The organism is Exiguobacterium aurantiacum, from assembly GCF_001766415.1.
Lineage (GTDB): Bacteria > Bacillota > Bacilli > Exiguobacteriales > Exiguobacteriaceae > Exiguobacterium > Exiguobacterium aurantiacum_A.
Genome location: NZ_MKXO01000008.1, coordinates 1 through 24,680, shown reverse-complemented (window position 1 = coordinate 24,680; position 24,680 = coordinate 1). Strand labels below are relative to the sequence as shown.

23 protein-coding genes, 1 riboswitch and 1 other annotated feature are annotated in these 24,680 nt (G+C 52.1%); of the genes, 15 read left to right on the top strand and 8 right to left on the bottom strand.

Annotated features, from left to right (window positions below):
• Positions 1-136: 136 nt before the first annotated feature.
• On the top strand, positions 137-301 hold the full coding sequence (locus BJU60_RS12585; protein WP_016509685.1) for a YycC family protein: 165 nt from the start codon (positions 137-139) through the stop codon (positions 299-301).
• 15 nt (positions 302-316) lie between these two features.
• Here the strand turns inward: BJU60_RS12585 and pulA are convergent, their stop codons facing one another.
• Entirely contained in the window at positions 317-2,311 is a 1,995-nt protein-coding gene (pulA, locus tag BJU60_RS12580) for a type I pullulanase (protein WP_070329199.1), read from the bottom strand.
• Positions 2,312-2,380: 69 nt separating this feature from the next.
• On the opposite strand from pulA, the gene BJU60_RS12575 reads away from it, so the two are divergent.
• A complete protein-coding gene (locus tag BJU60_RS12575) occupies positions 2,381-2,872 on the top strand; it encodes a YajQ family cyclic di-GMP-binding protein (RefSeq protein WP_034780837.1) in 492 nt (163 codons plus the stop codon).
• Entirely contained in the window at positions 2,869-3,447 is a 579-nt protein-coding gene (locus BJU60_RS12570) for a metallophosphoesterase family protein (RefSeq protein WP_070329198.1), read from the top strand. The genes BJU60_RS12575 and BJU60_RS12570 overlap by 4 nt, the downstream gene beginning before the upstream one ends.
• Positions 3,448-3,487: 40 nt before the next feature.
• Here BJU60_RS12570 and argS read toward each other — a convergent pair whose 3' ends face one another.
• Positions 3,488-5,170: an arginine--tRNA ligase gene (gene argS, locus BJU60_RS12565; protein ID WP_070329197.1), complete on the bottom strand. Its 1,683-nt coding sequence runs from the start codon at positions 5,168-5,170 to the stop codon at positions 3,488-3,490.
• 53 nt (positions 5,171-5,223) lie between these two features.
• Positions 5,224-5,435, bottom strand: a binding site (T-box leader).
• Between the two features lie 156 nt (positions 5,436-5,591).
• On the opposite strand from argS, the gene BJU60_RS12560 reads away from it, so the two are divergent.
• Both BJU60_RS12560 and BJU60_RS12555 read left to right on the top strand, forming a co-directional pair.
• Entirely contained in the window at positions 5,592-7,271 is a 1,680-nt protein-coding gene (locus tag BJU60_RS12560; protein ID WP_254281703.1) for a GGDEF domain-containing protein, read from the top strand.
• 98 nt (positions 7,272-7,369) lie between these two features.
• Positions 7,370-7,465, top strand: a riboswitch (SAM riboswitch).
• A 71-nt stretch (positions 7,466-7,536) separates the two neighbouring features.
• Positions 7,537-8,820 carry a Na+/H+ antiporter NhaC family protein gene (locus BJU60_RS12555; protein ID WP_070329196.1) on the top strand — a complete coding sequence of 428 codons (1,284 nt, stop codon included), beginning with the start codon at positions 7,537-7,539 and terminating at the stop codon, positions 8,818-8,820.
• A 36-nt stretch (positions 8,821-8,856) separates the two neighbouring features.
• Here the strand turns inward: BJU60_RS12555 and BJU60_RS12550 are convergent, their stop codons facing one another.
• Positions 8,857-9,489 carry a TVP38/TMEM64 family protein gene (locus BJU60_RS12550; protein ID WP_070329195.1) on the bottom strand — a complete coding sequence of 211 codons (633 nt, stop codon included), beginning with the start codon at positions 9,487-9,489 and terminating at the stop codon, positions 8,857-8,859.
• Positions 9,490-9,712: 223 nt separating this feature from the next.
• Here BJU60_RS12550 and trhO point away from each other — a divergent pair, with 223 nt between their 5' ends.
• From trhO to ald, 4 genes are all read left to right on the top strand, one after another.
• Positions 9,713-10,654 (top strand): oxygen-dependent tRNA uridine(34) hydroxylase TrhO, encoded by a 942-nt coding sequence (trhO, locus tag BJU60_RS12545; RefSeq protein WP_070329194.1) that lies wholly within the window; start codon positions 9,713-9,715, stop codon positions 10,652-10,654.
• Positions 10,655-10,771: 117 nt separating this feature from the next.
• The gene (locus BJU60_RS12540) at positions 10,772-11,197 is read left to right on the top strand and encodes a divergent PAP2 family protein (RefSeq protein WP_070329193.1); all 426 of its coding nucleotides are present in this window, start codon (positions 10,772-10,774) and stop codon (positions 11,195-11,197) included.
• A 103-nt stretch (positions 11,198-11,300) separates the two neighbouring features.
• Complete coding sequence (locus BJU60_RS12535) at positions 11,301-12,524, top strand: PucR family transcriptional regulator (protein ID WP_070329192.1); 1,224 nt, start codon at positions 11,301-11,303, stop codon at positions 12,522-12,524.
• Positions 12,525-12,655: 131 nt separating this feature from the next.
• Positions 12,656-13,786: an alanine dehydrogenase gene (ald, locus tag BJU60_RS12530; protein ID WP_070329191.1), complete on the top strand. Its 1,131-nt coding sequence runs from the start codon at positions 12,656-12,658 to the stop codon at positions 13,784-13,786.
• A gap of 72 nt (positions 13,787-13,858) precedes the next feature.
• On the opposite strand, the gene murB is transcribed toward ald, so the two are convergent.
• Both murB and BJU60_RS12520 read right to left on the bottom strand, forming a co-directional pair.
• Positions 13,859-14,779: a UDP-N-acetylmuramate dehydrogenase gene (gene murB, locus BJU60_RS12525; RefSeq protein WP_070329190.1), complete on the bottom strand. Its 921-nt coding sequence runs from the start codon at positions 14,777-14,779 to the stop codon at positions 13,859-13,861.
• 154 nt (positions 14,780-14,933) lie between these two features.
• Positions 14,934-15,584 (bottom strand): diacylglycerol/polyprenol kinase family protein, encoded by a 651-nt coding sequence (locus BJU60_RS12520; RefSeq protein ID WP_070329189.1) that lies wholly within the window; start codon positions 15,582-15,584, stop codon positions 14,934-14,936.
• A 148-nt stretch (positions 15,585-15,732) separates the two neighbouring features.
• Between BJU60_RS12520 and BJU60_RS12515 the strand changes: the two genes are divergently transcribed.
• The gene (locus BJU60_RS12515) at positions 15,733-16,356 is read left to right on the top strand and encodes a DUF1836 domain-containing protein (RefSeq protein ID WP_070329188.1); all 624 of its coding nucleotides are present in this window, start codon (positions 15,733-15,735) and stop codon (positions 16,354-16,356) included.
• Between the two features lie 74 nt (positions 16,357-16,430).
• Here BJU60_RS12515 and BJU60_RS12510 read toward each other — a convergent pair whose 3' ends face one another.
• Positions 16,431-16,910, bottom strand: coding sequence for a hypothetical protein (locus tag BJU60_RS12510; RefSeq protein WP_070329187.1), 480 nt, complete (start codon positions 16,908-16,910; stop codon positions 16,431-16,433).
• A 218-nt stretch (positions 16,911-17,128) separates the two neighbouring features.
• A complete protein-coding gene (locus tag BJU60_RS12505) occupies positions 17,129-17,614 on the bottom strand; it encodes a restriction endonuclease (protein ID WP_233589717.1) in 486 nt (161 codons plus the stop codon).
• A gap of 135 nt (positions 17,615-17,749) precedes the next feature.
• Here BJU60_RS12505 and BJU60_RS12500 point away from each other — a divergent pair, with 135 nt between their 5' ends.
• Both BJU60_RS12500 and BJU60_RS12495 read left to right on the top strand, forming a co-directional pair.
• Positions 17,750-19,924, top strand: coding sequence for a PAS domain-containing sensor histidine kinase (locus tag BJU60_RS12500; protein WP_070329185.1), 2,175 nt, complete (start codon positions 17,750-17,752; stop codon positions 19,922-19,924).
• Positions 19,921-20,991 (top strand): SDR family oxidoreductase, encoded by a 1,071-nt coding sequence (locus BJU60_RS12495; protein WP_070329184.1) that lies wholly within the window; start codon positions 19,921-19,923, stop codon positions 20,989-20,991. The genes BJU60_RS12500 and BJU60_RS12495 overlap by 4 nt, the downstream gene beginning before the upstream one ends.
• 20 nt (positions 20,992-21,011) lie before the next feature.
• Here BJU60_RS12495 and BJU60_RS12490 read toward each other — a convergent pair whose 3' ends face one another.
• Positions 21,012-22,391: a TrkH family potassium uptake protein gene (locus tag BJU60_RS12490; protein WP_070329183.1), complete on the bottom strand. Its 1,380-nt coding sequence runs from the start codon at positions 22,389-22,391 to the stop codon at positions 21,012-21,014.
• Positions 22,392-22,532: 141 nt separating this feature from the next.
• Between BJU60_RS12490 and BJU60_RS12485 the strand changes: the two genes are divergently transcribed.
• The 3 genes from BJU60_RS12485 (at position 22,533) to BJU60_RS12475 (ending at position 24,407) form a co-directional block, all read left to right on the top strand.
• On the top strand, positions 22,533-22,784 hold the full coding sequence (locus BJU60_RS12485; RefSeq protein WP_236634029.1) for a hypothetical protein: 252 nt from the start codon (positions 22,533-22,535) through the stop codon (positions 22,782-22,784).
• An 86-nt stretch (positions 22,785-22,870) separates the two neighbouring features.
• Entirely contained in the window at positions 22,871-23,653 is a 783-nt protein-coding gene (gene motA / locus BJU60_RS12480; protein WP_070329182.1) for a flagellar motor stator protein MotA, read from the top strand.
• Positions 23,631-24,407, top strand: coding sequence for a flagellar motor protein MotB (locus BJU60_RS12475; RefSeq protein ID WP_070329181.1), 777 nt, complete (start codon positions 23,631-23,633; stop codon positions 24,405-24,407). The genes motA and BJU60_RS12475 overlap by 23 nt, the downstream gene beginning before the upstream one ends.
• Positions 24,408-24,680: the final 273 nt, after the last annotated feature.

Sequence of the window (24,680 nt, the reverse complement as noted above, 5' to 3'; positions counted from 1 at the left end):
ATCACTTCCTAGTTTCAGCTTAGCAACGACCGAACGGTTTATCGATTTTGAATGTGTTCACACGACACATTCTCGCTCGGTCCGTTTTTGCTGTATACTGGCTGTAGCAAACCTGAATTTAGAAAGGAGAAACCACATGCGCCCACTACAACTGTCTCCCGAGACGGCGGTCGAGCTTGCCAAAAAGTTGAACGTACCGCTTGAAGAACTCATGCATATGCCAAAACATATCCTCGTTCGGAAGATGATGGAGCTTGAAGCATCTAAGACCGAGCCGAACGAAGAAAAGGAGACGGAATGACGTCTCCTTTTTTTGTTACCCTTGTTTATTCTTCCGTTTTTTCGCGACGTACCAGAGTCCAAGGATGGCAAGCGCAGCCCCACCGGCGACGGCGTACTTGCTGTAATCCGGACGGCGTTCTGTCACGACGAGCGTCGACAGCGGCGCGACGGTGAGGTGCCGGTCTTCGACGAGGCGTGGCGCCGTCAAGTTGACGGTATGGTCCTCGACATGAACTTCGAACTTGCCTGCTGGCAGCTTCACGTCGACCGGTACTTCGAGTCCGTTATGGTAGACGAGATGACGCTCGACATAACCTTCGACGTGACGATGAAGTTCGTAGGCGATTATCCCTTCTTCTTCGTCAAAGAAACGTAAGTGCTTTCGAATCTGTTCGGTGTTCTCGAGACGGAACAACGGATACTGTTTGCGTAAGTTGATCAAGCCTTTCACATATTCGACGCTCGGCGTCTCTTGCTCGGCCCGGGTCCAGTCCAATCGGTTGATGACCTCGCCCGATTTGAAACTGTTCTCGTCCCCGTCTTTCGTGCGGAAAAACTCTTGACCGCTGTGAAGGAACGGAATGCCTTGACTGAGCAGGACGATCGTCGTCGCAAGACGATGACGGCGGCGGCGCGTCGTCTCATTGTCGTCAGGACTAGCGGCGGCAAGTTTGTCCCAAAGCGTCAAGTTGTCATGGCATTCGACGTAGTTGACGACTTGGTTCGGCTCATCGGCGAAGCTTTGACTCGTGACCGCACCGGCGATCCCGCGCTTCACGTCAGCCGTCAGCTCGGCGTTGCCGCTGATCCAGCCCGGCAAGTCTTCGATGAACACGTCACCACGGATTCCGTCCCGGATTGCATCGTTGAACTGGGCGATACGTGGCATTTTATGGGCGTTGTGTTGGTTTGCCTTCTTACGAACTGCCAGTGGTGTATCGAGATCCCAGCCTTCTCCGGTGACGAGGATCGAGGGATCGATCCGGTCGAGTGCTTTGCGGACTTGGTTCATCGTCTTGACGTCATGCAGCCCCATCAAATCAAAGCGGAAGCCGTCGATCATAAACTCTTTGGCCCAATACGAGACGCATTCGACGATCAGCTTGCGCATCATCGCCCGCTCTGACGCCGTATCGTTGCCGCACTCCGAGCCGTCGGCAAGCGTCCCGTCCTCGTTCAACCGATAGTAGTAGTCCGGCACGAACTGGCCGAGCGGTGTCGTCAAAGCGTCATACGTATGGTTGAACACGACGTCCATGATGACGCGGATCCCGCGGTCATGGAGCGCTTGAATCATCGCCTTCAATTCGAGGATACGGGCGGCCGGGTCATCCGCTGTCGAGGCGTACGAACCTTCGACCGCGAAATAATGGACCGGGTCATAGCCCCAGTTATAGTTCGACTCGCTTTCCCGCGACTCGTTGACCGAACCGTAGTCAAAGAACGGCATAAGTTGAAGGTGGGTCACGCCGAGCGCTGTGATGTAGTCGAGCGCTGTCGGGTATCCGTTTTTCGTCTTCGTGCCGGCCTCGGTCATCCCGAGGAATTTACCACGGTGCATGACACCGCCATCCGGATGGCTCGTCAAATCTCTCACATGTGCTTCATAAATGACCGCTTCTTGCGAAGAGTGGAAGAGCGGACGTTCTTTGACCCAATGGTCCGGGTTGATTGAAGACGGGTCGAGCAGGCAGCCCCGCTTCCCGTTGACGCCGACGACTTTCGCATACGGATCGAGGGATTCGATGCGTTTGCCGTCAACGATTGCCTCGAACACGTAAAACTGACCTTCGAATTGTGCCCGGTCAAGCTCGACCATCCATGTCCCTTTTTCGGCCCGTTCGAGCTCGATGCGATCAAACTTACGCGCCCGCGCCGTGCGATAAAGCTTCACTGTCATTTGCTCGGCTACCGGCGACCACACCCGCAGACGGATGAGTTCACTTTTAAACGTCACCCCAAGGTCTTTTCCATGATATGCAACGTGATCCAAGTCTACATTTGTCTGTCTATCGATTGTATGTTCCATCGTTTCACTCCTTCACTGCTTCAAATCTGCTATCATTATAACAAAACCCATACAAAGGATGGATGAAACATGGCAAAAGACAATTCTTTTGATATCGTGTCAGAAATGAACCTCGAAGAAGTGAAAAACGCGATCCAAATCGCCGAAAAAGAAATTTTGAACCGTTACGACTTTAAAGGGTCGAAGAGTGAGATGTCACTCGATAACGGTGACCTCGTCCTCGTCTCAGATGACGATTACAAACTCGAACAGTTAAAAGACGTCATGATCTCGAAGTTGATCAAGCGCGGTGTGCCGACGAAAAACCTCGACTATCAAAAAATCGAACGCGCACTCGGCGGTACCGTCCGTCAACGTGTCAAGTTGAAGAGCGGAATCGACAAAGACGATGCCAAGAAGATCAACAACGCCATCAAAGAGTCGAAGTTGAAAGTGAAATCGCAAATTCAAGACGATCAAATTCGTGTGACGGCCAAGTCACGGGATGACCTACAAGCGGTCATGCAACTCGTCCGTGAGCTCGAGTTATCGGTCGATGCCCAGTTCACGAACTACCGATGAAACTCGCCATCATCAGTGACCCGCACGGTTCGTTTGATGATTTGAAAGCCGTCCTCAAGGCGGTCAGGCGCGAGACCGAGCACATCCTCTGCCTCGGCGACTTGTACGAGTGCCATATCGGCAAAAAACGGCGCAACGAACGGTTTCATGACGTCTCTGACGTCATGACGTTTGACGAGCAGTACGAGGCGCTCTTGACGTTCCCGAGCCTGCGCGGCAACCAAGAAGAACGGATTGACGAAGTGCTCATCGTGTCGCACCCTGTCAAGACCCGCATCTCATTATTGCCTGAACAGACGACACTCGATGAGGCGCTGTTCTTACATGGTCACCAAATCGAGTGGAGCGCCGACTGGGAGCCGATCGTCGAAAAAGGCAAGTACCCGCTCGTCTTCATCGGGCATAGTCATATTCCGGGCATCTACCGGAAAGGCCGCTCGATTCCCTGGGAAATCGGGACACCGTTCAAGTTGAAGAAGAAGCGCTACGTCATCAACGTCGGCGCCGTCATCTTCGACCGAGAATGGTGTCTGTATGATACGAAGACGCGAACAGTCACGCGGATGAAGGCGTGACACAACAAAAGGGACCTTTCGCAGGTCCCTTTTGTTGTATTTACATTTCTTCTGGAGCTTGAACACCGATTAAACGGAGTCCTTCCGTCAAGACGATCGTCACGGCTTTGACGAGCGCGAGACGCGATTGTTTGCCCGCATCTTCTTCAAGCACACGGACGTGGCCGTAATACTTGTTGAACGATTGCGCCAAGTCGAGGACGTAACGGCTGATGATCGACGGCTCACGGCGCTCATGGGCACGCGTGATGACGTGTGGGAACGCGTTGAGCATCGTCACGACACCCCACGTGTGGTCGTCGTCCGCACCTGCGAACGTCGAACCGTCGTAGTTGCCTTTACGGAGGAGCGAGTTCGCCCGTGCGTTCGTGTACTGCACGTAAGGTCCCGTCTCCCCTTCGAACTTGAGCATGCTGTCGAGGTCGAACTCGATGTTGTTGATGCGCTCGTTCTTCAAATCGTGGAAGATGACGGCGCCGACGCCGACCATACGAGCCACGTTCTCTGCGTTTGGAAGCTCAGGGTTCTTCTGTTCGATGTTCGCTTGCGCTTTCTCGATCGCTTCTTTCAATACTTCTTCAAGTAGGACGATGCGGCCTTTACGTGTCGACATCTTCTTCCCTTCTTGCAAGATCAAGCCGAACGGTACGTGGTGCATGCCGTCGACGAAGTCGTAACCGAGCTTGCGGAGTACCGAGAACAACTGTTTGAAGTGGAGCGCCTGCTCGCCACCGACGACGTAGTTCGCTTGGACGAATTTGTACGTCTCATGACGATAGACGGCCGCAGCCAAATCACGTGTCGCGTAAAGCGTCGCGCCGTCTTTCTTTGTGATCAGGCAAGGTGGCAAGTTCTCGTCTTCAAGCGAGACGACCATCGCCCCTTCACTCTCGACGAGCAGGTTCTTCTCTTCGAGCATGGCGACGATCCGGTCCATCTTGTCGTTGTAGAACGCTTCACCGTGGAAGCTGTCAAACTCGACACCGAGAAGATCGTATACTTTTTGGAACTCTTTGAGCGACTCGTCACGGAACCACGTCCACAGTTCGGTCGCTTCAACGTTACCGTCCTCGAGCTTTTTGAACCAAGCACGGCCCTCGTCTTCAAGCTCAGGCTGAGTTTTCACTTCTTCATGGAAGTGAACGTATAGCTTTAAGAGCTCAGCGATCGGATTTGCCCGGACCGCTTCCTCATCGCCCCACTTCTTATAAGCGACCATGAGTTTCCCGAATTGTGTACCCCAGTCGCCGAGGTGGTTGACACCGACGACGTTGTAGCCGTTTTTGCGAGCGATCTGGTTGATGGCGTTACCGATGACCGTCGAGCGCAAGTGTCCCATCGAGAACGGTTTGGCGATGTTAGGTGACGAGAAGTCCGTGACAATCGTCTCGTTGCGTGTCGCATGCGTCGCGTAATCCGCTTGCTCGTCGAGAACCGTGTTAATGATTTCCTGCGAGACGACGTCACGGCTCATGAAGACGTTCACATATGGACCGGCCGCTTCAACTTTTGTGAACAGTTCGTCGTTCAATTCACCGGCGATGTCAGTCGCAATCATGACCGGCGCTTTCCGGTACGCCTTGGCGAGTTGGAAGCATGGGAACGCGAGATCCCCGTGCGCCTCATGTTTTGGTTTTTCAATCAATGCCTCAATCTGGTCGAGCGTGAGTTCGTCACCGATGACACGTGACAGAGCCTCCGCATACTTGCGTTCATAACTCATGTAAATTTCCTCCTTCAAATCTAGTCATAAAAAAAACGCCCTTTGCACAGATGCAAAGAGACGGGTTGGCCCGCGGTACCACTCTTCTTGCCTGCTTTACACAGACCACTTTAACGGTGATAACGGGGGGCCCCCGGCTACGCCTACTCGCTTCGGATAGCATCTCAAAAGTGCGTTTCGCGATGTTTGTCAGCCTAGGCTCTCACCAATCCCTAGGTCGCTTTGTTGACTAAACGATCGTTACTCTCTTTTTCATCGACTTTCGTCTATGTGGTTGAAAAGCAACTTCATTATAGAGGATATTTGATGTAGACTCAATGCTAGAATTCAGCCATTATGATGAATAGGCAGGACTTGGGCGCAACCGTGCCGAATCTCCTACCATACATATGAGAAGACTTTTCCCACACAGGAGGGAACTATGAATCATTTTCGCAAAATGTCCGTCCTCGGTTGGAGCATTTGGAGTTTGATCGTTTTACTGACCATCACCTTGTTTACAACCGGTGTTCTTGATATTCCGGCGATCGAGCCGCTTCCGTTCATCTTGATCGCGCTGCTCGTCGTCATTTTCCAAATGGACTCGATTGAACGAAAAGGCATTTATTTCACGTTTTCAGAAAGCATCGTCCTCATCATCTTTTTATTCTTTGATTTTGAGACGGCGCTCCTCGTCAACCAAATCGGACTTCTCGTCTTTCAGTTCGCCAACCTAAAACCGCGCGTCGCGCTCCGCCGCTTTCGGTTCACTTATCCTTGGAACGCGATCACGTCATTTTTAGAAATCGCCATCCCGGCAAGTGTTTACTTGGCCCTCGGAGGTGAAACTGGTCTTGGCTTCTATTCGCAGGATTCGTTCGTTCCGCTCGTCGGTCTGATCATTGCCATCATTTTGAACACGGTCGTCCAGAAGTATCAGGTCGGCTGGTGGTTCCGCGTCGATATCCCGGTCCGTGATTTTTTGAGCATCGCGTTTTACACATACATCGTCAGTTTGGTCTTCATCTTCGCCGCGTCGTTCTTCCGTGAGACGAACTTGCTCGTCGTCAGCAGCATCGCGGCCGCCCTCACGTTCTTTATTAAGCGGTTGATGATTCAAAAAGGGCGCCAAGACGCGTTCAAGTCATTGATCGAACAGTACGATGAAGCGAAAGAGGCCGTCTCCCTGTCTCAAAGCGAGGCCCAGGCGATTGAAGTGTTCTTGAGTCAATGTGAGCGCCTCAACCAATATGATAAAGGGTTTGTCGAGTTCGTCCTGTTCGACCGAACGCTCTATTTCGATTTGTTGACGCGACAGCCGATCGACCGTCCGCTCGTCTTCGACTTGATGGAAGCGCGCCATCCACACGCCAAGTCTGTCGATTATGAGATGCGCTTCGAATGGGACGCAGCGTTGTCAGATGCGTTTCATGACGATTACCACAGCTTCATCTCGGTCCAGTCAGAAGAGATTGACGGGATTCGCACACGTATCGTCATGATCGGTGAACACGTCTATGGCTATCCGCCCATCATTCAAAACGAGATGGTAAAACTGTTGAAATCGTTCAACCGAACGATCAGCCGATGCCACGAACGCGACCGCCTATACACGGAAAGCCGCACCGATAGCTTGACGCTGCTCGCCAACGCGCGCGCGTTCTACGAGTATGGGATTCAACAAATCTCGGACGGCTCGATGTACCCGATCTCGGTCGCGATGCTCGACATCGACTTCTTTAAAAAAATCAATGACACGCACGGTCACCAAGTCGGAGACAGCGTGCTCCAAGAGTTCGGGCGGCGAATTCGGCAAGTGCTCCGGACCGATGACTTTGCGGCCCGTTACGGGGGCGAGGAGTTCATCTTGCTGCTCAATCATTGCGACGTCGACCAAGCCGTCGATATCGCCGAACGGATTCGGCAGAAGATTGAAGATAAGCCGTTCCGTGTCGATGGGGTCGATATTCCCGTGACCGCCTCGATCGGTGTCGATACGATTCAAGCGTTCGGCGACAAACGGCTTGACGATACGATCCGTAACGCTGACCGGGCCCTTTACGTCGGCGGCAAGTACGCCGGTCGTAACCGCGTCGCCCATTACAACTTTTTGACGACATGACTTCCCCCCGCGTCCACTGGCGCAGGGGGATTTCTGTTGACAACCCGATTTGAAACAGGTACGTTAGGAAACGTGTCTAACAACTACATCATGACGACTTTTTATCAAGAGAGACGGAGGGACTGGCCCTTAGATGTCTCGGCAGCGGGTAACCTGTGCCAAATCCAGCGAGCGTTCTGCTCGAAAGATGAAAAGGGTGTCTCTTACAGAGAGAGCCTTTTTCGGAAGGCTCTTTTTTTCTATTCTATTAAATGAGGTGAATCGATTGGAACAACCAACAGCTAACAAATGGGCACTCTTGCCTTTGCTCGTCTTCCTCGTCTTCTTCATCGGGGCAGGTATTTATTATGGCGACTTTTACAAGTTTCCGGTACTGATCGCGGCGTTGATCGCTTTAATTGTCGCTGCGATGATGACGAAAGGAAGCGTCACTCAGACCGTCGAGCGTATCGCACAAGGCGCCGGTAATCCAGGCATCTTGATCATGATATTCATCTTCCTGCTCGCCGGCGCGTTCTCGAGCGTCGCCGGTGCAATCGGTGCGATTGACGCGACGGTCAATGCGGCCTTGACGTTCCTGCCACCGTCACTCTTACTGAGCGGACTGTTCGTCATCGCCGCTTTCATCTCGATGGCGATGGGCACATCGACCGGTACGATTGCCGCGCTCGCCCCGATCGCGCTCGGCATCCATCAAGAGAGCGGGGTCAATATCGCGATCGCGGCCGCGGCCGTTGTCGGCGGGGCCATGTTCGGAGACAATTTGTCGTTCATCTCGGATACGACGATCGCCGCCGTCCGGACACAACGGACGAACATGCGCGACAAGTTCCGGACCAACTTTTGGATCGTGCTCCCGGCCGCAATCATCACGACCGTCCTGTTAGCCGTTCTCTCAAGCGGAGAGTCGACGATTGAAGTGGCCGCGTTCGAATGGTACAAGTTGATTCCGTATCTCGCCGTCATCGTCCTCGCCTTGACCGGACTGAACGTCATCCTCGTTTTGCTCGGCGGCATCGCGCTCGCTGGCATCATCGGGCTGATTGACGGAAGCTTGGCCGTCACGTCTTACGTCACGGCGATGGCCGACGGCATGATGGGCATGGCCGAGATCTCGCTCTTGACGTTATTCATGGGCGGACTCGTCGGACTCATCTCGCATAACGGTGGACTCACCTATTTACGAGACGCACTCACGTCACGGATTCAACGCCGGGCTGGTGCGGAATGGAGCATCGCCGGGCTCGTCAGTGCGACGAACGTCGCGACGGCGAACAATACGATCTCGATTCTCGTAGCAGGCCCGCTTGCCGCGAATATCGCCGATACGTATGACATCGAACGGAAAAAGTCAGCGAGCGTACTCGACATCTTCTCGTGCGGGGTACAAGGACTTCTGCCTTACGGGGCGCAGCTCCTCATCGCCGCCGAGTTGACGAACACGGCGTCCCCCGCCCTCGTCCCGTATATGTTCTATCCGTTCCTCCTGTTCATTTGCGGAGGCTTGGCGATCGTCTTCAACTTCCCACGTTTCAAAAAAACCAACTAAGCAAAAATCCTCGAAGGCGGTCGCCTTCGAGGATTTTTATGTTCTCGCTTCACGTTTACGTTTGAGCTCTTCGTTCCGTTTTTTGAAAGCGCGCCGTTTGAGAAGTTCTTCGAGACCCCGGCTGATCGCCCACAATACGAGCAAGAGCAGGCCGAGCATCGACAAGCGGAACGGGCTTTGGATGAACTCTTGCCACTGATCACCGATGACCGAGAAGATGATGACGACGAGCAGTTTCCCGAATCCGGCCGCCAATACGAACGTCCGGAGCGGCATTTGAATCAAGGCGAGTAAGTACGTGATCAAACTGACCGGGATGAACGGCAACGAATATAAGAATCCGAGCGAGATTGGACTCATATGGTTGATGCGATCGAGCCAATAGACACCCTGTTTATGTTTTTCGAGCCAACGCGTCATCGGTTTGCGGAACACGTATCGGACGGCGGCGAACACGAGGAGCGTCCCTGCCAAACTGCCGATCCACGATAAGAGCACACCGAGCCAGAAGCCATACGTGGCCGCGTTCGCCGAGATGATCAAGACGAGCGGGAGGAACGGGAAAATCGCTTCCAGGAACGGGGCCCCGAGTCCAGCCCAAGGACCTCCCGGCAGTCCTTGGAGCCATTCGATGATGTTCAATATATATTGTTGGAGTGATGTGAGCATTTCAGTTTCCACCTTCGGCTTTCGTTACTACCTTTTACCCGAATTCGTTCAAGAGGACGCATCCCCCTGCCCTCCTCAAAAAAAAATAAAAAGTATTTGCGAAATTTCACTGTGATATCTATCATATAATAATGGACTTGTGGTTGCAGGCAAGTTCATTCGTCGAACGACACAACCCAACGTTCGTTTTCCTGCAAAAAACTGAACACAGGGGAGCAATAACATGGAAACAAAACCAATGCGGGTCTTACTGTACTATAAGTACGTCAACATCGAGGACCCAGAAACACTGACACAACAACACCTCAAGTATTGTAAGGACCTCGGGATCAAAGGACGTATCTTGATTTCTTCCGAAGGAATCAACGGGACGTGCTCGGGCACTTGGGAACAAACCGAACAGTACATGAACGACTTGAAGGCCGATCCATACTTCAGCGACATCGAGTTCAAAATCGATGAAGTCGAAGAGCATGCTTTCAAGAAAATCTTTGTCCGTCACAAACAAGAGCTCGTGACGTGGCGCTTTGATGGCGAGTTCGACGTGCCTAAACAACACGGTGCGTATCTCGAACCGGAAGAATGGAAAGAGATGATGAATCGCGATGATGTCGTCATCCTCGACGTTCGTAACAACTACGAGTACGATCTTGGTCACTTCAAAAATGCGATCAAAATCGACGTAGAGGCTTCTCGTTACATGCCAGACTGGCTCGAGGAGAACAAAGACCTCTACGAAGGGAAAACACTTCTCACGTACTGTACCGGAGGCGTCCGTTGCGAGAAATTTACCGCATATATGCGTGACCAAGGTCACGACAACATCTTCCACTTAAAAGGCGGCGTCGCCATGTACGGCAAGGACGAAGCGACGCAAGGTGAAAACTGGGACGGCGAGCTTTACGTCTTTGACGAGCGCATCAACGTCCCGGTCAACACGGTCAATCCGTCAGTCGTTTCAGCATGTATGCACTGCGGAACGAAGACGGTCCGTTACGTTAATTGTGCCAACCCGGTATGTAACGCCCAACACTTCTGTTGTGAAGAGTGTGAGCCGAAACAGATGCGTTCATGCTCGAAAGAGTGTCAGGAGCATCCACGCAACCGCTTTATCATCGAGAACATCGCGGAAAAACTTCAAGAGACTGAAGGCGTCGTCGGGTAACAAAAATCGACCGAATAGCGTCGCGGGCAAATGCCCGCGACGCTATTTTTGACAGAAACTTTACGTCTAGCGCGGCATGGAATCGGGTATAGTGTAGATACTATTGTCAGACAGGAAGTGACTGAATTGCTCTTTAACGAACCGTTACTCGCCGCAATACTGGCCTGGTTTATCGCCCAGGCGGCCAAACTTGTGACCGAACTCATTCGAACACGTGACTTTGAACTTGAAATTATGTTCGCCTCAGGCGGAATGCCAAGCTCCCACACCTCGACCGTCGTCGCGCTCGCGACCGCGATCGGCCGGGCTGAAGGCCTCGACTCAAGCATGTTCGCCCTCGCGCTCACGTTCGCGACGATCGTCATGTACGACGCGACCGGCGTCCGTCAAGCCGTTGGTTTCCAAGCCCGTCTATTGAACGACTATTTTAAAGGAATCAAGCACGACACGCCGATCTTGAACGAACTCGTCGGCCATACACCGTACCAAGTCATCGTCGGCGCATTGCTCGGCCTCGTCGTCGGACTATTTTTCCCAATGTAAACGATACACATGTCCAGGCATGTCGGTCCCCTCTCAAAAACTGTCCATCTTTTTGTGAACTTTCACAACAGAGACGGTATAGTGATAAAGAGGAGGAATCGACATGCCTTTTTTACAGAAATCATATGAATCACTCGACACGCTCGCCGAAGCGATCGGGCAAGCGATCCGCGCACCGATCACGATCGAAAATCGCCACCATCAGCTACTCGCCTATAGCACGCATCCCGACTCGACCGACCCGGCTAGAATCGCGACCATCATCGGCCGTCGCGTCCCGGAAGCCGTCATCGAGGATTTATGGGAAAGCGGTATCCTGCAAGAGCTGATCGACCGAGACGAGCCTGTCGTCATCCCAGCCCGGATGGCCATCGGTCTAGGCGAGCGCGCCGCCGTCGTCATCAAGCAGCAAGAAGACGTGCTCGGCTACATTTGGAGCCTGGCTCGGACGACCCCATTCTCCGAGCAGGAGCTCACCGTCTTGAAGGAAGGGGCAAGTATCGCCAAGAAACTGCTCATGACGATCGCCATGCACGAACGTCGCATCGATGCCGAACTCGAGCGTTTCTTTTTAGAAGTGCTCGCTTCGCCATACCTCGCTTCCGCACATCGGGAACGCTTGAACGAACTTGCCCCGATCGCCGTCGCGAGTCGCCTGACGATCATCGACTGCTTGCAGCCGATCACTCCGCAATTCGCTGAGCGGTTATTTTATGCGCTTGCGACACAAGAAGCGATCGAGGTCGTCCTTCACGCCATCGACGGCCAGCAACTGCTCGTCTGGCATTATATGAAGTCCGAACTATCTGAAGAAGAGGCCGCCCTCCTCCAGTGGGCCGGTCGCTTCGAGACCCAGCTTCAAGACAAGTTCACTGACGCCGAACCTCGCCTCGGGATTAGCGGGCGTTTCTTCGAAAGCGATACGCTCTATGCCGCGACCGAGGAAGCAAGACGGGTCACATCGCTACGCCGGAAGTTCCCGTTCGAGCTCGCTAGTGCCCGGGCGTTCGAACAAATTGGCATCTATCAACTCGTCCCCGATTTGTCCAGACGAATCGGCCTGCGCCTCGAGACGCACCCGACGATCGAACGGTTGCAGGCGTATGACCAAGTCCACCGCACCGAACTCGTGACGACGCTTGAATGGTATTTCTATTTTGACGGGAACGTCAAACGAGTCGCCGCCCACCTCCATATCCATCCGAACACGGTCTTGTATCGGATTCGACGGATCGAAGAACTGACGAGCATCACCCAAGTCTCGCTCCCGGAACGGGCCGCTATTTATTTAGCGATCAAGGCCGGACAATATCGTCAAGACGACTGACCCCCACTTTGTGAAAAATCACAAAGTGGGGGTTGTCGCTTTTAGAATCCATGCTAAAGACAGCGATTTCACTTGGGTCTATACTAGAGGTGTGAACAAATTGTGTCAGCAGATAGAAAGGGGAATTACACATGAAAATCGGGGTACTGAAAGAGATTAAAAATAACGAAAACCGCGTCGCGTTGACGCCGATGGGTGCATCAGTCTTGACGGAACTCGGACACGAGGTGCTCGTCGAGACGGGAGCCGGCATCGGGAGCGGCTTCACGAATATGGAGTACATCGACGCTGGGGCAAGCATCGTCGATTCAGCACAGGACGTTTGGGGAGACGTTGAACTCGCCTTGAAAGTAAAAGAGCCACAGCCGTCAGAGTATCAATATTTCCGTTCAGACCTTACGCTCTTCACGTATTTACATTTAGCGGCCGAACCTGAACTCACGAAAGCGCTCGTCGATTCAGGCATGACCGCCATCGCCTACGAGACGGTCGAAGTCGACCGCACGCTTCCGCTGCTCACACCGATGAGCGAAGTCGCAGGACGGATGGCTGCTCAAATCGGGGCGCAAATTTTAGAAAAACCGCATGGCGGCAAAGGGATCCTCTTGTCAGGTCTTCCTGGAGTGCCTCGTGCGAACGTCACCGTCATCGGGGGCGGTGTCGTCGGGATGAACGCGGCCCGCATCGCGATTGGTCTCGGAGCCAACGTGACAATCATGGACATCAGCCCGGCTCGTCTCCGCCAAATCGACGACCAGTTCGGGAACACGATCAACACGCTCATCTCGAACCGCTATAATATCGCGAAGCAAGTCGCCGAAAGCGACCTCGTCATCGGTGCCGTCCTCATCCCGGGCGCGAAAGCACCTAAGCTCGTCACGAAAGAGATGGTGCAACAAATGTCACCGGGGTCCGTCATCGTTGATGTCGCCATCGACCAAGGTGGGATCTGTGAGACGATCGATCATATTACGACGCATGACGCACCGACGTACGAACGCTACGGTGTGCAGCACTATGCCGTCGCCAACATGCCAGGGGCGGTCCCGCGCACGTCGACGCTCGGTTTGACGAACGCGACGATGCCTTATATCGTCGAGTGCGCTCAAAAAGGAGTCTTCCCGGCGCTTCGCGAAAATGCAGCGCTCCTCAAAGGGTTGAACGTCATCGACGGTACGGTCACATACGAAGCCGTCGCCCGTGACCTCGGCTACACGTTCGTACCGGCCTCTGAAGCCGTCACGAAGCAGCTCCACGCGTAATCGAACACATCCGAAATATGCGGACAGAAAGACGCCCGAACGGAAAATCCCGTTCGGGCGTCTTTCGTATGTTTATGCGTTTTCAACGGCGATGTCTTCACCGATGATTTTCACCTCAGGTTCAAGTTCAATCTCAAACTTCTGTTTGACCGTCGCTTGGACGTGACGAATGAGCGAGATGTACTCAGTCGCTGTTGCCTGATTGATATTGACGATGAAACCCGCGTGCTTGAGTGATACTTCCGCCCCGCCGATGCGCTTGCCTTGCAGTCCGCAATCTTGAATCAGTTTGCCGGCAAAGTAACCAGGCGGGCGCTTGAACACACTGCCGCATGACGGATATTCAAGTGGCTGTTTCGATTCACGCTTATGCGTCAAATCGTCCATCACGCCTTTGATCGCTTCATAACCGAGCGGATCGAGTTCGAACGTCGCCTCTAGGACGATCAATCCTTCTTTTGAGACCCGGCTCGTTCGATAATCGAGGTCAAGCTCATCTTTCGAGAGCGTGAGCAGTTCGCCGTCTGGCGTCAAAACGACCGCACTCGCGATCACATCTTTCGTCTCGCCGCCGTAGGCGCCCGCGTTCATGTAGACGGCGCCTCCGACCGTTCCCGGAATACCGCATGCGAACTCCAGTCCAGACAGCTCTTCAGTGAGCGCCTGGCGCGACACGTCGATGATGGCCGCTCCTGCTTGGGCGATGATCCGGTTGCCGTCGCGGCGAATCGTGTTCAACTCGTTCAAGTTCAAGACGATGCCACGCAGGCCGCCGTCTCGAACGATCAAGTTGGAACCGAAACCGAGAATCATGAATGGTACGTTTTCGCGATGGGCGAGCTCAAGGACGGCTTGAACTTCTTCATACGTGTGTGGGGCCACGAAATAATCCGCTTTCCCGCCCAGTTTTGTATATGTGTGTGCTGACAGCGGCTCGTCTTGCTTGAAGCGCTCGGCCGGGATGATTGTGAGTAGTTGGTCTAAAAAGCTCATGCGTTGCCTCAATCCTTTACGGTCTATTTTATTAGTGCCGCAAGCGAAAAAGTTCGCCTCGGACACGTTGCTGAATGGTTTCAGTACGAAACACAGTATACAAATGTTTACCGAGAGTGACAAGCAACGTTTTCTTTACAATCTAGCGAATAGTTTACAACAATAATGATGTCGCGACGGCGACGACAATCGGGATTGTGAAATTATCCCAATCTCGATACGAAATCGCTTCTGTTAGCGTCGCTATGATGGAAATGATAAACCCATAAGTTACCACTTGCCACATCGGAATATCTTTCCACAAAAACAATAAAAAGAGTACCGCATACGAACTTAAGAACATGGCCATGCTGCCTTGGAACGATCGCTTTTGCCCATACAGGTCATAGATCACCGTCCCGTATTTGCGTCCAATGAGGGCTGCTAAGCCATCTCCCCATGCCAATACGAGCGAACCTGCTAAAAAAGCGAGCGGTTCCGTCTCGAAAAAGAAGAACAAGATGACGAGGAGTGCGATCGGGTAATAGACGGTCCCGAGCGACTTCCGCTCGGTCTGATGGACCGGAGACGGGCTCTTATATAGAAGCCACGCGTTTGCGAACGTAAAGAATACGAGCGGTATGGCGGCGATGTACCATGTGTCCATCAACCAGACGGCGAGCAATGACCAATGCCCGACCGCAATATGTACGCTCTTTCGAATTGTCTCATCCGTCCAGCCGAGGCGCTTGCCAATCTGTTCGAGACCGACGAGAAACACCAGGACAATGACGATGGACAGAATAGAACTGACCCATTCATTCATCCTTGGACCACCTTTATGTGCGATTTTTATACGTATTCATTATACCTTAATCAGGCCAGAACCTAGCTTCCTTTTCAAACATTTGGTAGAATGAGGTCAAATGACTGTATAGCCCGCGAACGAAGTCGGCTATAGAAAGGATGCCTGTATGCGCGACGCAATTTCGATTCAAACGTTGGCTGATTGCCTTCACTATATGCGGGTTGGTGACGTCGATCGGGCCATCTCACTTTTTCCTGAAGAAGTGCGTGAGCATTTCCCGAAAGAGCTTCGTAAAATCCATTTGTTTCATATTGAAAAGAACGGATTGTCGATCAATCAAATCGTGGCCTTGGCCAACACACTGACCGGAGAACATTTGTCCGCGACGACGATTCAAAACTGGACGAAACGCGAAGTTCGCAAAATCATCGGTGTCCCTCGGGTCGGCAAAAAATATTCGCTGCAACAGGCTGCGATCATTTATTTGCTAGACGACTTGAAGCATTTGTTTTCGCTCGAAGAGACGAGCTCGCTGCTCGCACTCATCTTCAACAATCCCGACCGCGACGAGGACGACCTCATCTCCCCGATCGACTTCTACCGCTTGTACGCGGAGTATGCCAAGTCGACGAGCCCGATCGAGATGTTAGACACTCGTGCGAAGCGTTCGATCGAGAAGATGGGACATACCCATCCAAACATCATGCACGTCCTGAAGCTTTGTTTGTACGCGCACCGCGTGACGACACTCGAGCTCGAGGCCAAACACTATTTAAGCCGCTTCATTTGAGCCAATCAAATGAAGCTTTTTTTGTGGAACGCAAAAAAAACACCAGTCGCAGTGACTGGTGTTCGTCATATTGGTTAGACTGACATGGCGACCGGCATCCGTGATTTGACCGTCAACGTCTTCAAAACTGACAACAACTCGAACATCGAGAGCTGATCCGCCTCTTTCGTCAAACAGAAAGAATCGTCATCTTGTTTGCGAAGTTCCGCCACAAGTTTTCCAGCTTTATCGCGAACACTGAACTTGTAGCGTTCGACATCGTATTGAATCGTGTAGAGACCACGTTCATAGACGTTGTATTCACACTTTTTCCCGAATAACGAGAACTTGTCTTTCAATTGACCAATCGCTTGCCCGTCGTGGTTCATGACGACCCACTTTTGACAGTTTGGGATGTACTTCCCGTGAGCGATTTGTCGACCGGACAAGTTGTGCACTTGAACACTGCCCTCCGTGTCGCGGTGAACAGATCCGATTGCATCATTTGTTTCGTCATAAATGGTCGCCTCGCCTTGCGTAAAGACACAACCTTTTACATAAATTAATTTGCGCACCGCTTTTTCCTCCTACTACGTTCCAACCTCGATTTTTGTGTTTGTTCGGTTGGTCATTCTGTGAAACCCCAATTTAGTTTCTAGTAGTCGTGTTTCTCTGTTCAACTACTACATATTTCATATGACGAAGATGATTATTGCACCGTTTGAGGAAAAAGACAACCCCTTTTTCTTCGACACAATCCGCCAGTCTGTCAAAGCTGTGAACAGGCGCCACTTTAGCGCTTAAATCCAGCCTGTTTGAGCAGCTGTTCGAGCTCTGTTCTTGCAATCAGACGAACTTGATTTGGTTCGGCGAGTTCGTATGCACTATCCGTATAGGACGAGTTCGTGACGACCCATCCTTCGTTCGCTCCGTAGTATGGAACGGACGCGGCTACTTGCTGGACCGCTTCGAGTCCGACAACTTTTTCATAGCGTTTTGCTTGGACCGCGATCGACCAGCCGTCCGACGTTTCAAGGAGCAAATCCGCCCCGAAATCACGTGACGCCGGCGTGACCGTCACGGTGTACCCGAGCGCTGTGAATACTTCTTCTAAAAACAGCTCAAACTCACGGCCGTCCATTCGATCAATCCGATCAATCGTCGACAGGCGCATCCGCCAGATGAGCCAAGCAATCCCGAGAGCGAGCACCGTGACGACGCTCCACATCGGTGCTTCAAACCACCATAATCCGATGGCGATCAATAGGCTAAGCGCCATTCCTTTCACGTCAATCGTCCTCCCTACCTTTTCTTTTATTTACTTTACCGAATCAATGCAGGAAAACAAAGGGTCTTCTGTCGAATGTATTCCAAATGTACCCGTTTGATATAAAGAAGGAGGGATCAAACGTTAATGGAGAAAAGGATGTATCTCCAAAACGAACTGCTGCACGCTTTACCTTACGGCGTCGCGCTGATTACGAAGGACGGTACGATCGTTCAGGCGAATCGTCCGTTCATGGAGCAGTTTCCTGAAGACTTACAGACGAAAACGAATATTTTCCACATGGTCAACCAGTCACCTCTCACCATGGAATTGTCGCGCCGGATGGAGCAAGGACTTCCTTGGATATACGAGATGCCGACGATTCGCGTCCATGCGATCCCATATGAACATATATATATTCTCTCCATCGAGCCGCTCCCGCTCGACACGCGGGTCACGGTCCAACATAACGCCTTTGAGGCGATGATGCATACCGAGCTCGACATGGCGATGATCATGACAGATGCCAATCTGCTCATCAATCGCTTCAATAAAGGAGCGACCGAGCTGTTCGGCTATCAACCTCACGAAGTGCTCTATGAGATGACACCGTTCGCCTTGTTCGAGTCGCGAGAACTGAGTGAGAAGCGAACGCATTATCAAGACGAGACGGAGCGCTTGTTGTCGTTCGAACAGATGCTGCGCGTCGCACTCGATCGTGGAGACCGAGAATGGAAGTTTCAGCGTAAAGATCGCACCCATTTTGTCGGCAAACTGTTCATGCAGCCGGTCTATGAACACAATCAAATCATCGGCTTCTTTTTCTTCGTCTTTGATGTCAGCCCTGAAATCGCGCTCAAAGGCGAACTGCTCCATAAAGAGCAGCGTTACCGCATGTTTGCTGAGTCCGTGATTGAAGCTGTCCTGTTTCACGAAGGGGGAACGATTCTTGACGCGAACAAGGCGGCCGAAACGATTTTCCGTATCCCGGCCGAGGACATGGTCGGACGCCAAACGATTGAATTTATCGCGGAAGGCTATCGGGCCGATGTCCTCAGACGGGTCCGTAATCACATTCAAACCCCGTACGAAGTCATCGGACGGCGCGAGGACGGTACCTTTTTAGAGATGGAAGTCTATCCGAAAGAAGTGACGTTCCAAGGCCAGACGCTCCGCGTCGCCGTCATGCGCGATATTAGTGACCGTAAAAAAGTCGAGCGCATGCTTGAACGAGAGAAAAATGCGATTGCTCGTCAGCGCGACATCATCCAATCGATTCTGCAAGCATCGAACGAGGCGTTCGTCTTGACCGAATCGAACGGTAGTGTCCTGTTCATGAACGTGCATGCCCGGCGCTTACTCGACCTGCCCGGCATCGCTCCGAACAAGATACAGGAACGCATCCCGCTCCTGACGACATTCCGGGGCCGTGATCGCACTGAAATGTTAAAGAAAATCGACCTCTTGCTCGACGGGTCGGCTCGTGAAGTGTCGCTCCGTTTTTCGATTCCGCAACCGAACGATCGCGACGAACAGTATTATGAGATGTACGGAACCGGCATGGACACAAAACGGCAGATTGGGATGGATAGTGGCTTTTTGTTCGTCTTCCGCAACCGGACCGAAGAAGAGCGGATGGACCAAATCAAAAACGAGTTGGTCAGCACCGTCTCACACGAGTTGAGAACGCCATTATCTTCTTTATCAGGATACATCGAATTGATGCTGACACGTGACTTGTCGAAGGACAAGCGCGAACGTTATTTAAAGACGATGGCGAAAGAAGCGAAGCGGTTGACGGACTTGTTGAACGACTTCCTTGATATTCAGCGCATGGAAGATGGCAATCAAGAGTATAAACAAGACCGCTTCGTCCTGAACGAGCTCGTCCGTGAAGTCGTCGAACGCTTCCGCGAGACGACTGACCACTCGATTCATTTCGATGATGCCGACGAGTTGCTCGTTCTCATCGCCGACAAAGACCGGATCGAGCAAGTCATCATCAACTTGCTTTCAAACGCCATCAAGTACTCACCTCACAGTCATGAGATTGAAGTTCGCGTCCGGAAAGAGCACAAGCAAGCCCACGTGTCCGTCCAAGATTTTGGAATCGGGATTCCCGAGCACGCGTTTGAAGAACTGTTCAAAAAATTCTACCGTGTCGACAACTCAGATACGCGTCAAATCGGAGGCACCGGCCTCGGGTTGTCAATCTGTAAGGAGATCATCGAGTCGCACGGCGGCAGCATCGAAGTCGAGTCGAGCGTAGGCGTTGGCTCGACGTTCACGTTCACGTTAGATGTAGCGGAGGAGACGTCATGAATCAATATGCCTTTACCGGTTTCCCAGGATTTTTAGCAGGAAAGCTGATTACCCATCTCGCGACATTGCCAGATCAGATTGGAACGATCTATGCGCTCCATTTACCGGCACAACGACCAGAAGCGCTCGCTTTGAAACAAGAACTGTTAGCCACGACTTCGCTTCAAGACGAGCAGTTAATGCTTGTTGAAGCCGATATCACACTCCCGGAAGTCATTCTCGACCCGATCATGCGGTCGGTCATCGAACGGGAAGTGAATTATATCTTCCACTTAGCGGCCGCTTATGACTTGAGCATCCCGTATGACGTCGGCTACCGAGTCAACTTGCTCGGGACGAAGCATATGACGGCGTTCGCCAAACGGGCAAAACATTTAAAGCGATACGTCTACTTTAGTACCGCCTACGTCTCCGGACGCCGCCAAGGGACCGTCTATGAGAACGAGCTATGGCATCGGGTCCAGTTTAAAAACCATTACGAGGCTACGAAGTATGAAGCGGAAGCCATCGTCTCCCGTGAACTCGGCTCGATACCCGCGACGATCATCCGTCCCGGTATCGTCATCGGTCATAGCAAGACCGGAGAGACGAAAAAATTCGATGGCGTCTACTTCGTGTTGAAGTTGATGGACCAGTTGCGTCAAGCGGCGCCGCTCCCGTATATCGGACGGCAAAACATCGAAGTGAACCTCGTACCGTATGACTACGTGGTCGAAGCGACTGCTTATCTCGCCCACGCCCCAGTCGGTCTAAAGCGCACGTTCCATTTGACCGACCCGTTCCCGCATGGGGCTCGGGAAGTGTACCGTATGATCCATGAAGCGATGTTTGGTCGCTCGCCTCGCGGAACGATTCCCCATTTCGCCGCAGAAACCGGATTTTCCGCTTTGCAGCTATCGGAACGATATGGGGTTCCAAAAGAACTGCTCGCCTATTTTAAGCATCAAGTCCATTTCGACACGACGCAGACGCTCCGAGCGTTAAACGGGACCGGCATCGTTTGCCCGGATTTACAAGACTACTTGCCTGACATCGTCGCTTATTACAACACACACAAAAAGCCCTGACCAGGGCTTTTTGTGTGTCTTCATCCAATTAACAGCTTCTCTTTCGGATAACGGATCTTCCGGTCCATCTGTCGTGCGACCGTGAACAGAATGGTCAGCGAGCCGACACGGCCGAGGAGCATCATGAACATGATGAACCCTTTCCCGGCGTCATTCAGTTCAGCCGTGATGCCGAGCGAGAGCCCGACCGTCCCGAAGGCAGACACGGTCTCGAACAAGAGGGCGGTCGCCGGAATATGAGCATTCGTCAAAATCGTAAGTGCCGTGATCAACATAATAAAGAAGAAGCTCGAGATGGCGACGACGTATGCTTTCTTGATTTGAAACGCGTCGACCGTCCGCTCGAGAATGACTGTCTCTTTTTTACCGACGATGAACGCCCACATGTCCGCTAAAATGACAGCGACGGTCGTAACTTTAATACCAGATCCCGTTGATGCCGCTCCGGCCCCGATATACATCAAGATGAGGATTAATCCGATCGACACCGGCGCCATCATCGAGATGTCCACCGTATTGAATCCAGCCGTCCGTGTCGTCACCGCTTGAAAGAACGTGACGTTTAACGCCTCGCCAATCGGGCGGCCGTAAAGTGCACCTTCCACTGATACCCACTCGAATAGCATGAGTCCGAACCAGGCGATCCCGTTGATGACGCCAAGCGAAGCAATCATGATTTTCGAATGCAAAGCGAGTCGCTTCCATCGTTTCACCTCGGTCGCGTCGGCAATCGTCGTGAATCCGAGACCACCGATCATCAAGAGCATCGAAATCGTGACGACGATGGCCGTATTTTGCTCGAACTGCATCAAGCTGTCGGGCCATAGAGCGAAGCCCGCATTATTGAACGCCGAGACGGCATGGAAAAAGCCATAATACAGTGCTTCGCCGAACCGGTAATCACCCGTGCTGTAAAGTTCGACCGTCAAAAATAACATCCCGATGAATTGGACGATGATGGTCGTGAAGACGATGTTGCGGACGAGGCGGACCGTTCCACCCGGCCCTGACAAGTTGAGCGACTCTTGGAGTAAGATCCGCTGTTTTAAGCCGATTTTTTTACCGAGCACACTGAGCAGCATGAGCGCGACCGTCATGAACCCGAGTCCGCCGATTTGAATCAAGGCGACGATGACGAGCTCGCCGAGCGTATTGAACGATGAGCCGATGTCGATCGTCGACAGTCCGGTCACCGTGCCTGCTGACGTCGCGATGAACAGGCAATCGATCCAAGAGACCGGTTCGGTTTGGGCGAATGGCATATACAGCAACGTCGCTCCGATCAAGATGGCGAGTAAAAATCCAGTCGCGATAAATCGGGCCGGCTTTTCAAAGACGAGCCGGTATAACGCCTCAATTCGTTTAAGGCGCAACTCCCGTACTGTCAATCGATGTCGCATCTCGCTATCTCCTTCGAATCAAGTTTTCTAAGCATCATCTTACTCCTCGGCGTGTAAATTGCCAACTAGAAAAATGTATCGCTAACCCTTCCTATATTTTTTTGGTAATATGAGAGATAGACTTTATGAATATTGAGGAGGTTGAATGAAACCGTGGACCCTAGTACGGTAGATCATTCGCTAAAGGATGTCTCGCGAAGGTTGGAGCGTCAATCACAATGTATGCCCGCCCATCTCTATTTCCAGCTCGAAGAACTGTTGAATTGGTCACTTGATCAAGAAGTTATGAATCAATTGTACGCATTATTAAAAAAATACGATGTGCTAACCGATATAGAGCGTGAAGAACGAAATATCAGCATCCAACTGCTGATTGACGAAAACGGCGCTTAACCATCGGAACGCATTTGCGGGAGACGAGTTAAGTCTCTCGCTTTTTTTATATCTTGATTTTTTTTAGAAAGGTGGAAAACATAGACATGGATGTCGTCACTTTAGTCGGACTTTTACTCGGTTTCTTTACGTTAATCGGAGGGATGATTTTGAAAGGAGCGGGGGTCGCTCCGCTGATCAACCCTGCGGCGCTCGTTATTATTTTTGTCGGGACGGCGGCCGCGGTCAGTATCGCCGTTTCGAAAGAACAGCTACAGACGGTACCCCAACTATTTAAGATCTTATTCAAAAAACAAGAACTGCCAAGCAAATCTGGTTTGTTGACACAATTCGTCGACCTGTCGACGCAGGCACGTAAAGAAGGCCTGCTGTCACTCGAGACGGCACTCGAGCAAGTCGAAGAACCGTTTTTGAAACAAGGCATGATGATGGTCATCGACGGTCAACCGTCTGAATATATCGCCGAAGTGATGTCGCGTGATATCGAGAATATGGAAATACGCCATAAAGCGAACGCTGATGTGTTCACGCAAGCAGGCACGTACGCTCCGACGCTCGGTGTACTTGGAGCCGTCATCGGGCTCGTCGCCGCGCTAAAAGACTTATCCGATATTGATAAACTCGGCTACGCCATCTCCGCCGCCTTTGTCGCGACGCTGTTCGGGATTTTCAGTGGATATGTTCTTTGGTTCCCGTTTGCCAACAAGTTGAAGCAATATTCGAAAAGCGAGGTCGTCGTCAAGGAAATGATGATCGAAGGAATTTTGTCGATTCAAGGCGGAGAGTCACCAAAGACGTTAGAAGATAAGTTGGCCGTGTATTTGTCTCCAAAGGAGCGAGCGAACTATGAAGCGCAAAAAGAAGCATGACCATGAAGAACACATCCCGGAAGGCTGGCTCATCCCTTACGCTGACCTGCTGACGTTACTTCTCGCTTTGTTTATCGTGTTGTTCGCCTCAAGTAACGTCGATCAGACGAAGCTCAATAAGATGTCTCAATCGTTCAATCAAGTGTTCTCAGGCGGCACGAGTGTCTTCCAAGCCTCAACGGCGTCAAACAGTGACATTAGCCGAACGGACAAGACAGATACGACCGCCAATCCGCGGACGTATGAGCTAGCCAAACTCGACGAGTTAAAAGAAGAAGTGAATCAGTACATTAAGAAAAATGGATTAGAAGACGAAATCGAGGCGACCATCAACTCAAGTGGGCTCGTCCTGACGATCCAAGACCGGGCTTTGTTCAGCATGGGGGAAGCGACACTCGACGCTGACGCCCGCACGGTCGCCCAGTCGATCAGCGGCATTCTCGAACAAGCCGGGAATCGAGAAATCGTTGTGTCCGGTCATACCGATAACGTGCCGATCAATACGGCTCGTTTCCCGTCGAACTGGGAACTCAGTTCAGCCCGAGCGACTGCGTTCATGCGAGGTCTGTTGACGAATGAGTCGCTCAATCCGAATCAGTTCACGCTCGCAAGCTACGGGGAATATAAGCCGATTGCGACGAACGAAACGGACGCCGGCCGTTCTAAAAATCGCCGTGTCGAAGTATTGATCAAGCCGCTCGTCGACTTATCAGAAGGTTCACCAAAAATGATCGAAACGCTCGTCTTACCATGAAGAAAAGCCCACTCTGCGACAGAGGAGGGCACTGAAAAACCTCCGCTCTATCCGAGCGTGAACAGAAAAAAGGGCGATTGGACCGACTCAAGTCGGGACAATCGCTCTTTTTCCTTGCCCTTATCCTGTTTTTTCTTTTGAGAGGGTGATGATCCGCTTCAGGTTTACCGCGATGATCGCCATCACGCTCTGTAACGTCATGCCTTTCAGGTCTGACGTTTTGTTTCGCGCCAGACCTTGCGGGTTCTTCAGTTGGCTGTTCTTCGGCTCAAT

Bases quoted from the DNA above. Each gene is read 5' to 3' on its own strand.
- murB (WP_070329190.1), bottom strand. From the start codon at position 14,779: ATGAGCTTTTTAGACCAACTACTCACAATCATCCCGGCCGAGCGCTTC.
- trhO (WP_070329194.1), top strand. From the start codon at position 9,713: ATGGAAACAAAACCAATGCGGGTCTTACTGTACTATAAGTACGTCAAC.
- BJU60_RS12500 (WP_070329185.1), top strand. From the start codon at position 17,750: ATGGAGAAAAGGATGTATCTCCAAAACGAACTGCTGCACGCTTTACCT.
- BJU60_RS12475 (WP_070329181.1), top strand. From the start codon at position 23,631: ATGAAGCGCAAAAAGAAGCATGACCATGAAGAACACATCCCGGAAGGC.
- BJU60_RS12515 (WP_070329188.1), top strand. From the start codon at position 15,733: ATGCGCGACGCAATTTCGATTCAAACGTTGGCTGATTGCCTTCACTAT.
- BJU60_RS12575 (WP_034780837.1), top strand. From the start codon at position 2,381: ATGGCAAAAGACAATTCTTTTGATATCGTGTCAGAAATGAACCTCGAA.
- BJU60_RS12560 (WP_254281703.1), top strand. From the start codon at position 5,592: ATGAATCATTTTCGCAAAATGTCCGTCCTCGGTTGGAGCATTTGGAGT.
- argS (WP_070329197.1), bottom strand. From the start codon at position 5,170: ATGAGTTATGAACGCAAGTATGCGGAGGCTCTGTCACGTGTCATCGGT.
- BJU60_RS12550 (WP_070329195.1), bottom strand. From the start codon at position 9,489: ATGCTCACATCACTCCAACAATATATATTGAACATCATCGAATGGCTC.
- pulA (WP_070329199.1), bottom strand. From the start codon at position 2,311: ATGGAACATACAATCGATAGACAGACAAATGTAGACTTGGATCACGTT.
- BJU60_RS12570 (WP_070329198.1), top strand. From the start codon at position 2,869: ATGAAACTCGCCATCATCAGTGACCCGCACGGTTCGTTTGATGATTTG.
- motA (WP_070329182.1), top strand. From the start codon at position 22,871: ATGGATGTCGTCACTTTAGTCGGACTTTTACTCGGTTTCTTTACGTTA.
- BJU60_RS12495 (WP_070329184.1), top strand. From the start codon at position 19,921: ATGAATCAATATGCCTTTACCGGTTTCCCAGGATTTTTAGCAGGAAAG.
- BJU60_RS12535 (WP_070329192.1), top strand. From the start codon at position 11,301: ATGCCTTTTTTACAGAAATCATATGAATCACTCGACACGCTCGCCGAA.
- BJU60_RS12520 (WP_070329189.1), bottom strand. From the start codon at position 15,584: ATGAATGAATGGGTCAGTTCTATTCTGTCCATCGTCATTGTCCTGGTG.
- BJU60_RS12505 (WP_233589717.1), bottom strand. From the start codon at position 17,614: ATGGCGCTTAGCCTATTGATCGCCATCGGATTATGGTGGTTTGAAGCA.
- BJU60_RS12490 (WP_070329183.1), bottom strand. From the start codon at position 22,391: ATGCGACATCGATTGACAGTACGGGAGTTGCGCCTTAAACGAATTGAG.
- BJU60_RS12585 (WP_016509685.1), top strand. From the start codon at position 137: ATGCGCCCACTACAACTGTCTCCCGAGACGGCGGTCGAGCTTGCCAAA.
- ald (WP_070329191.1), top strand. From the start codon at position 12,656: ATGAAAATCGGGGTACTGAAAGAGATTAAAAATAACGAAAACCGCGTC.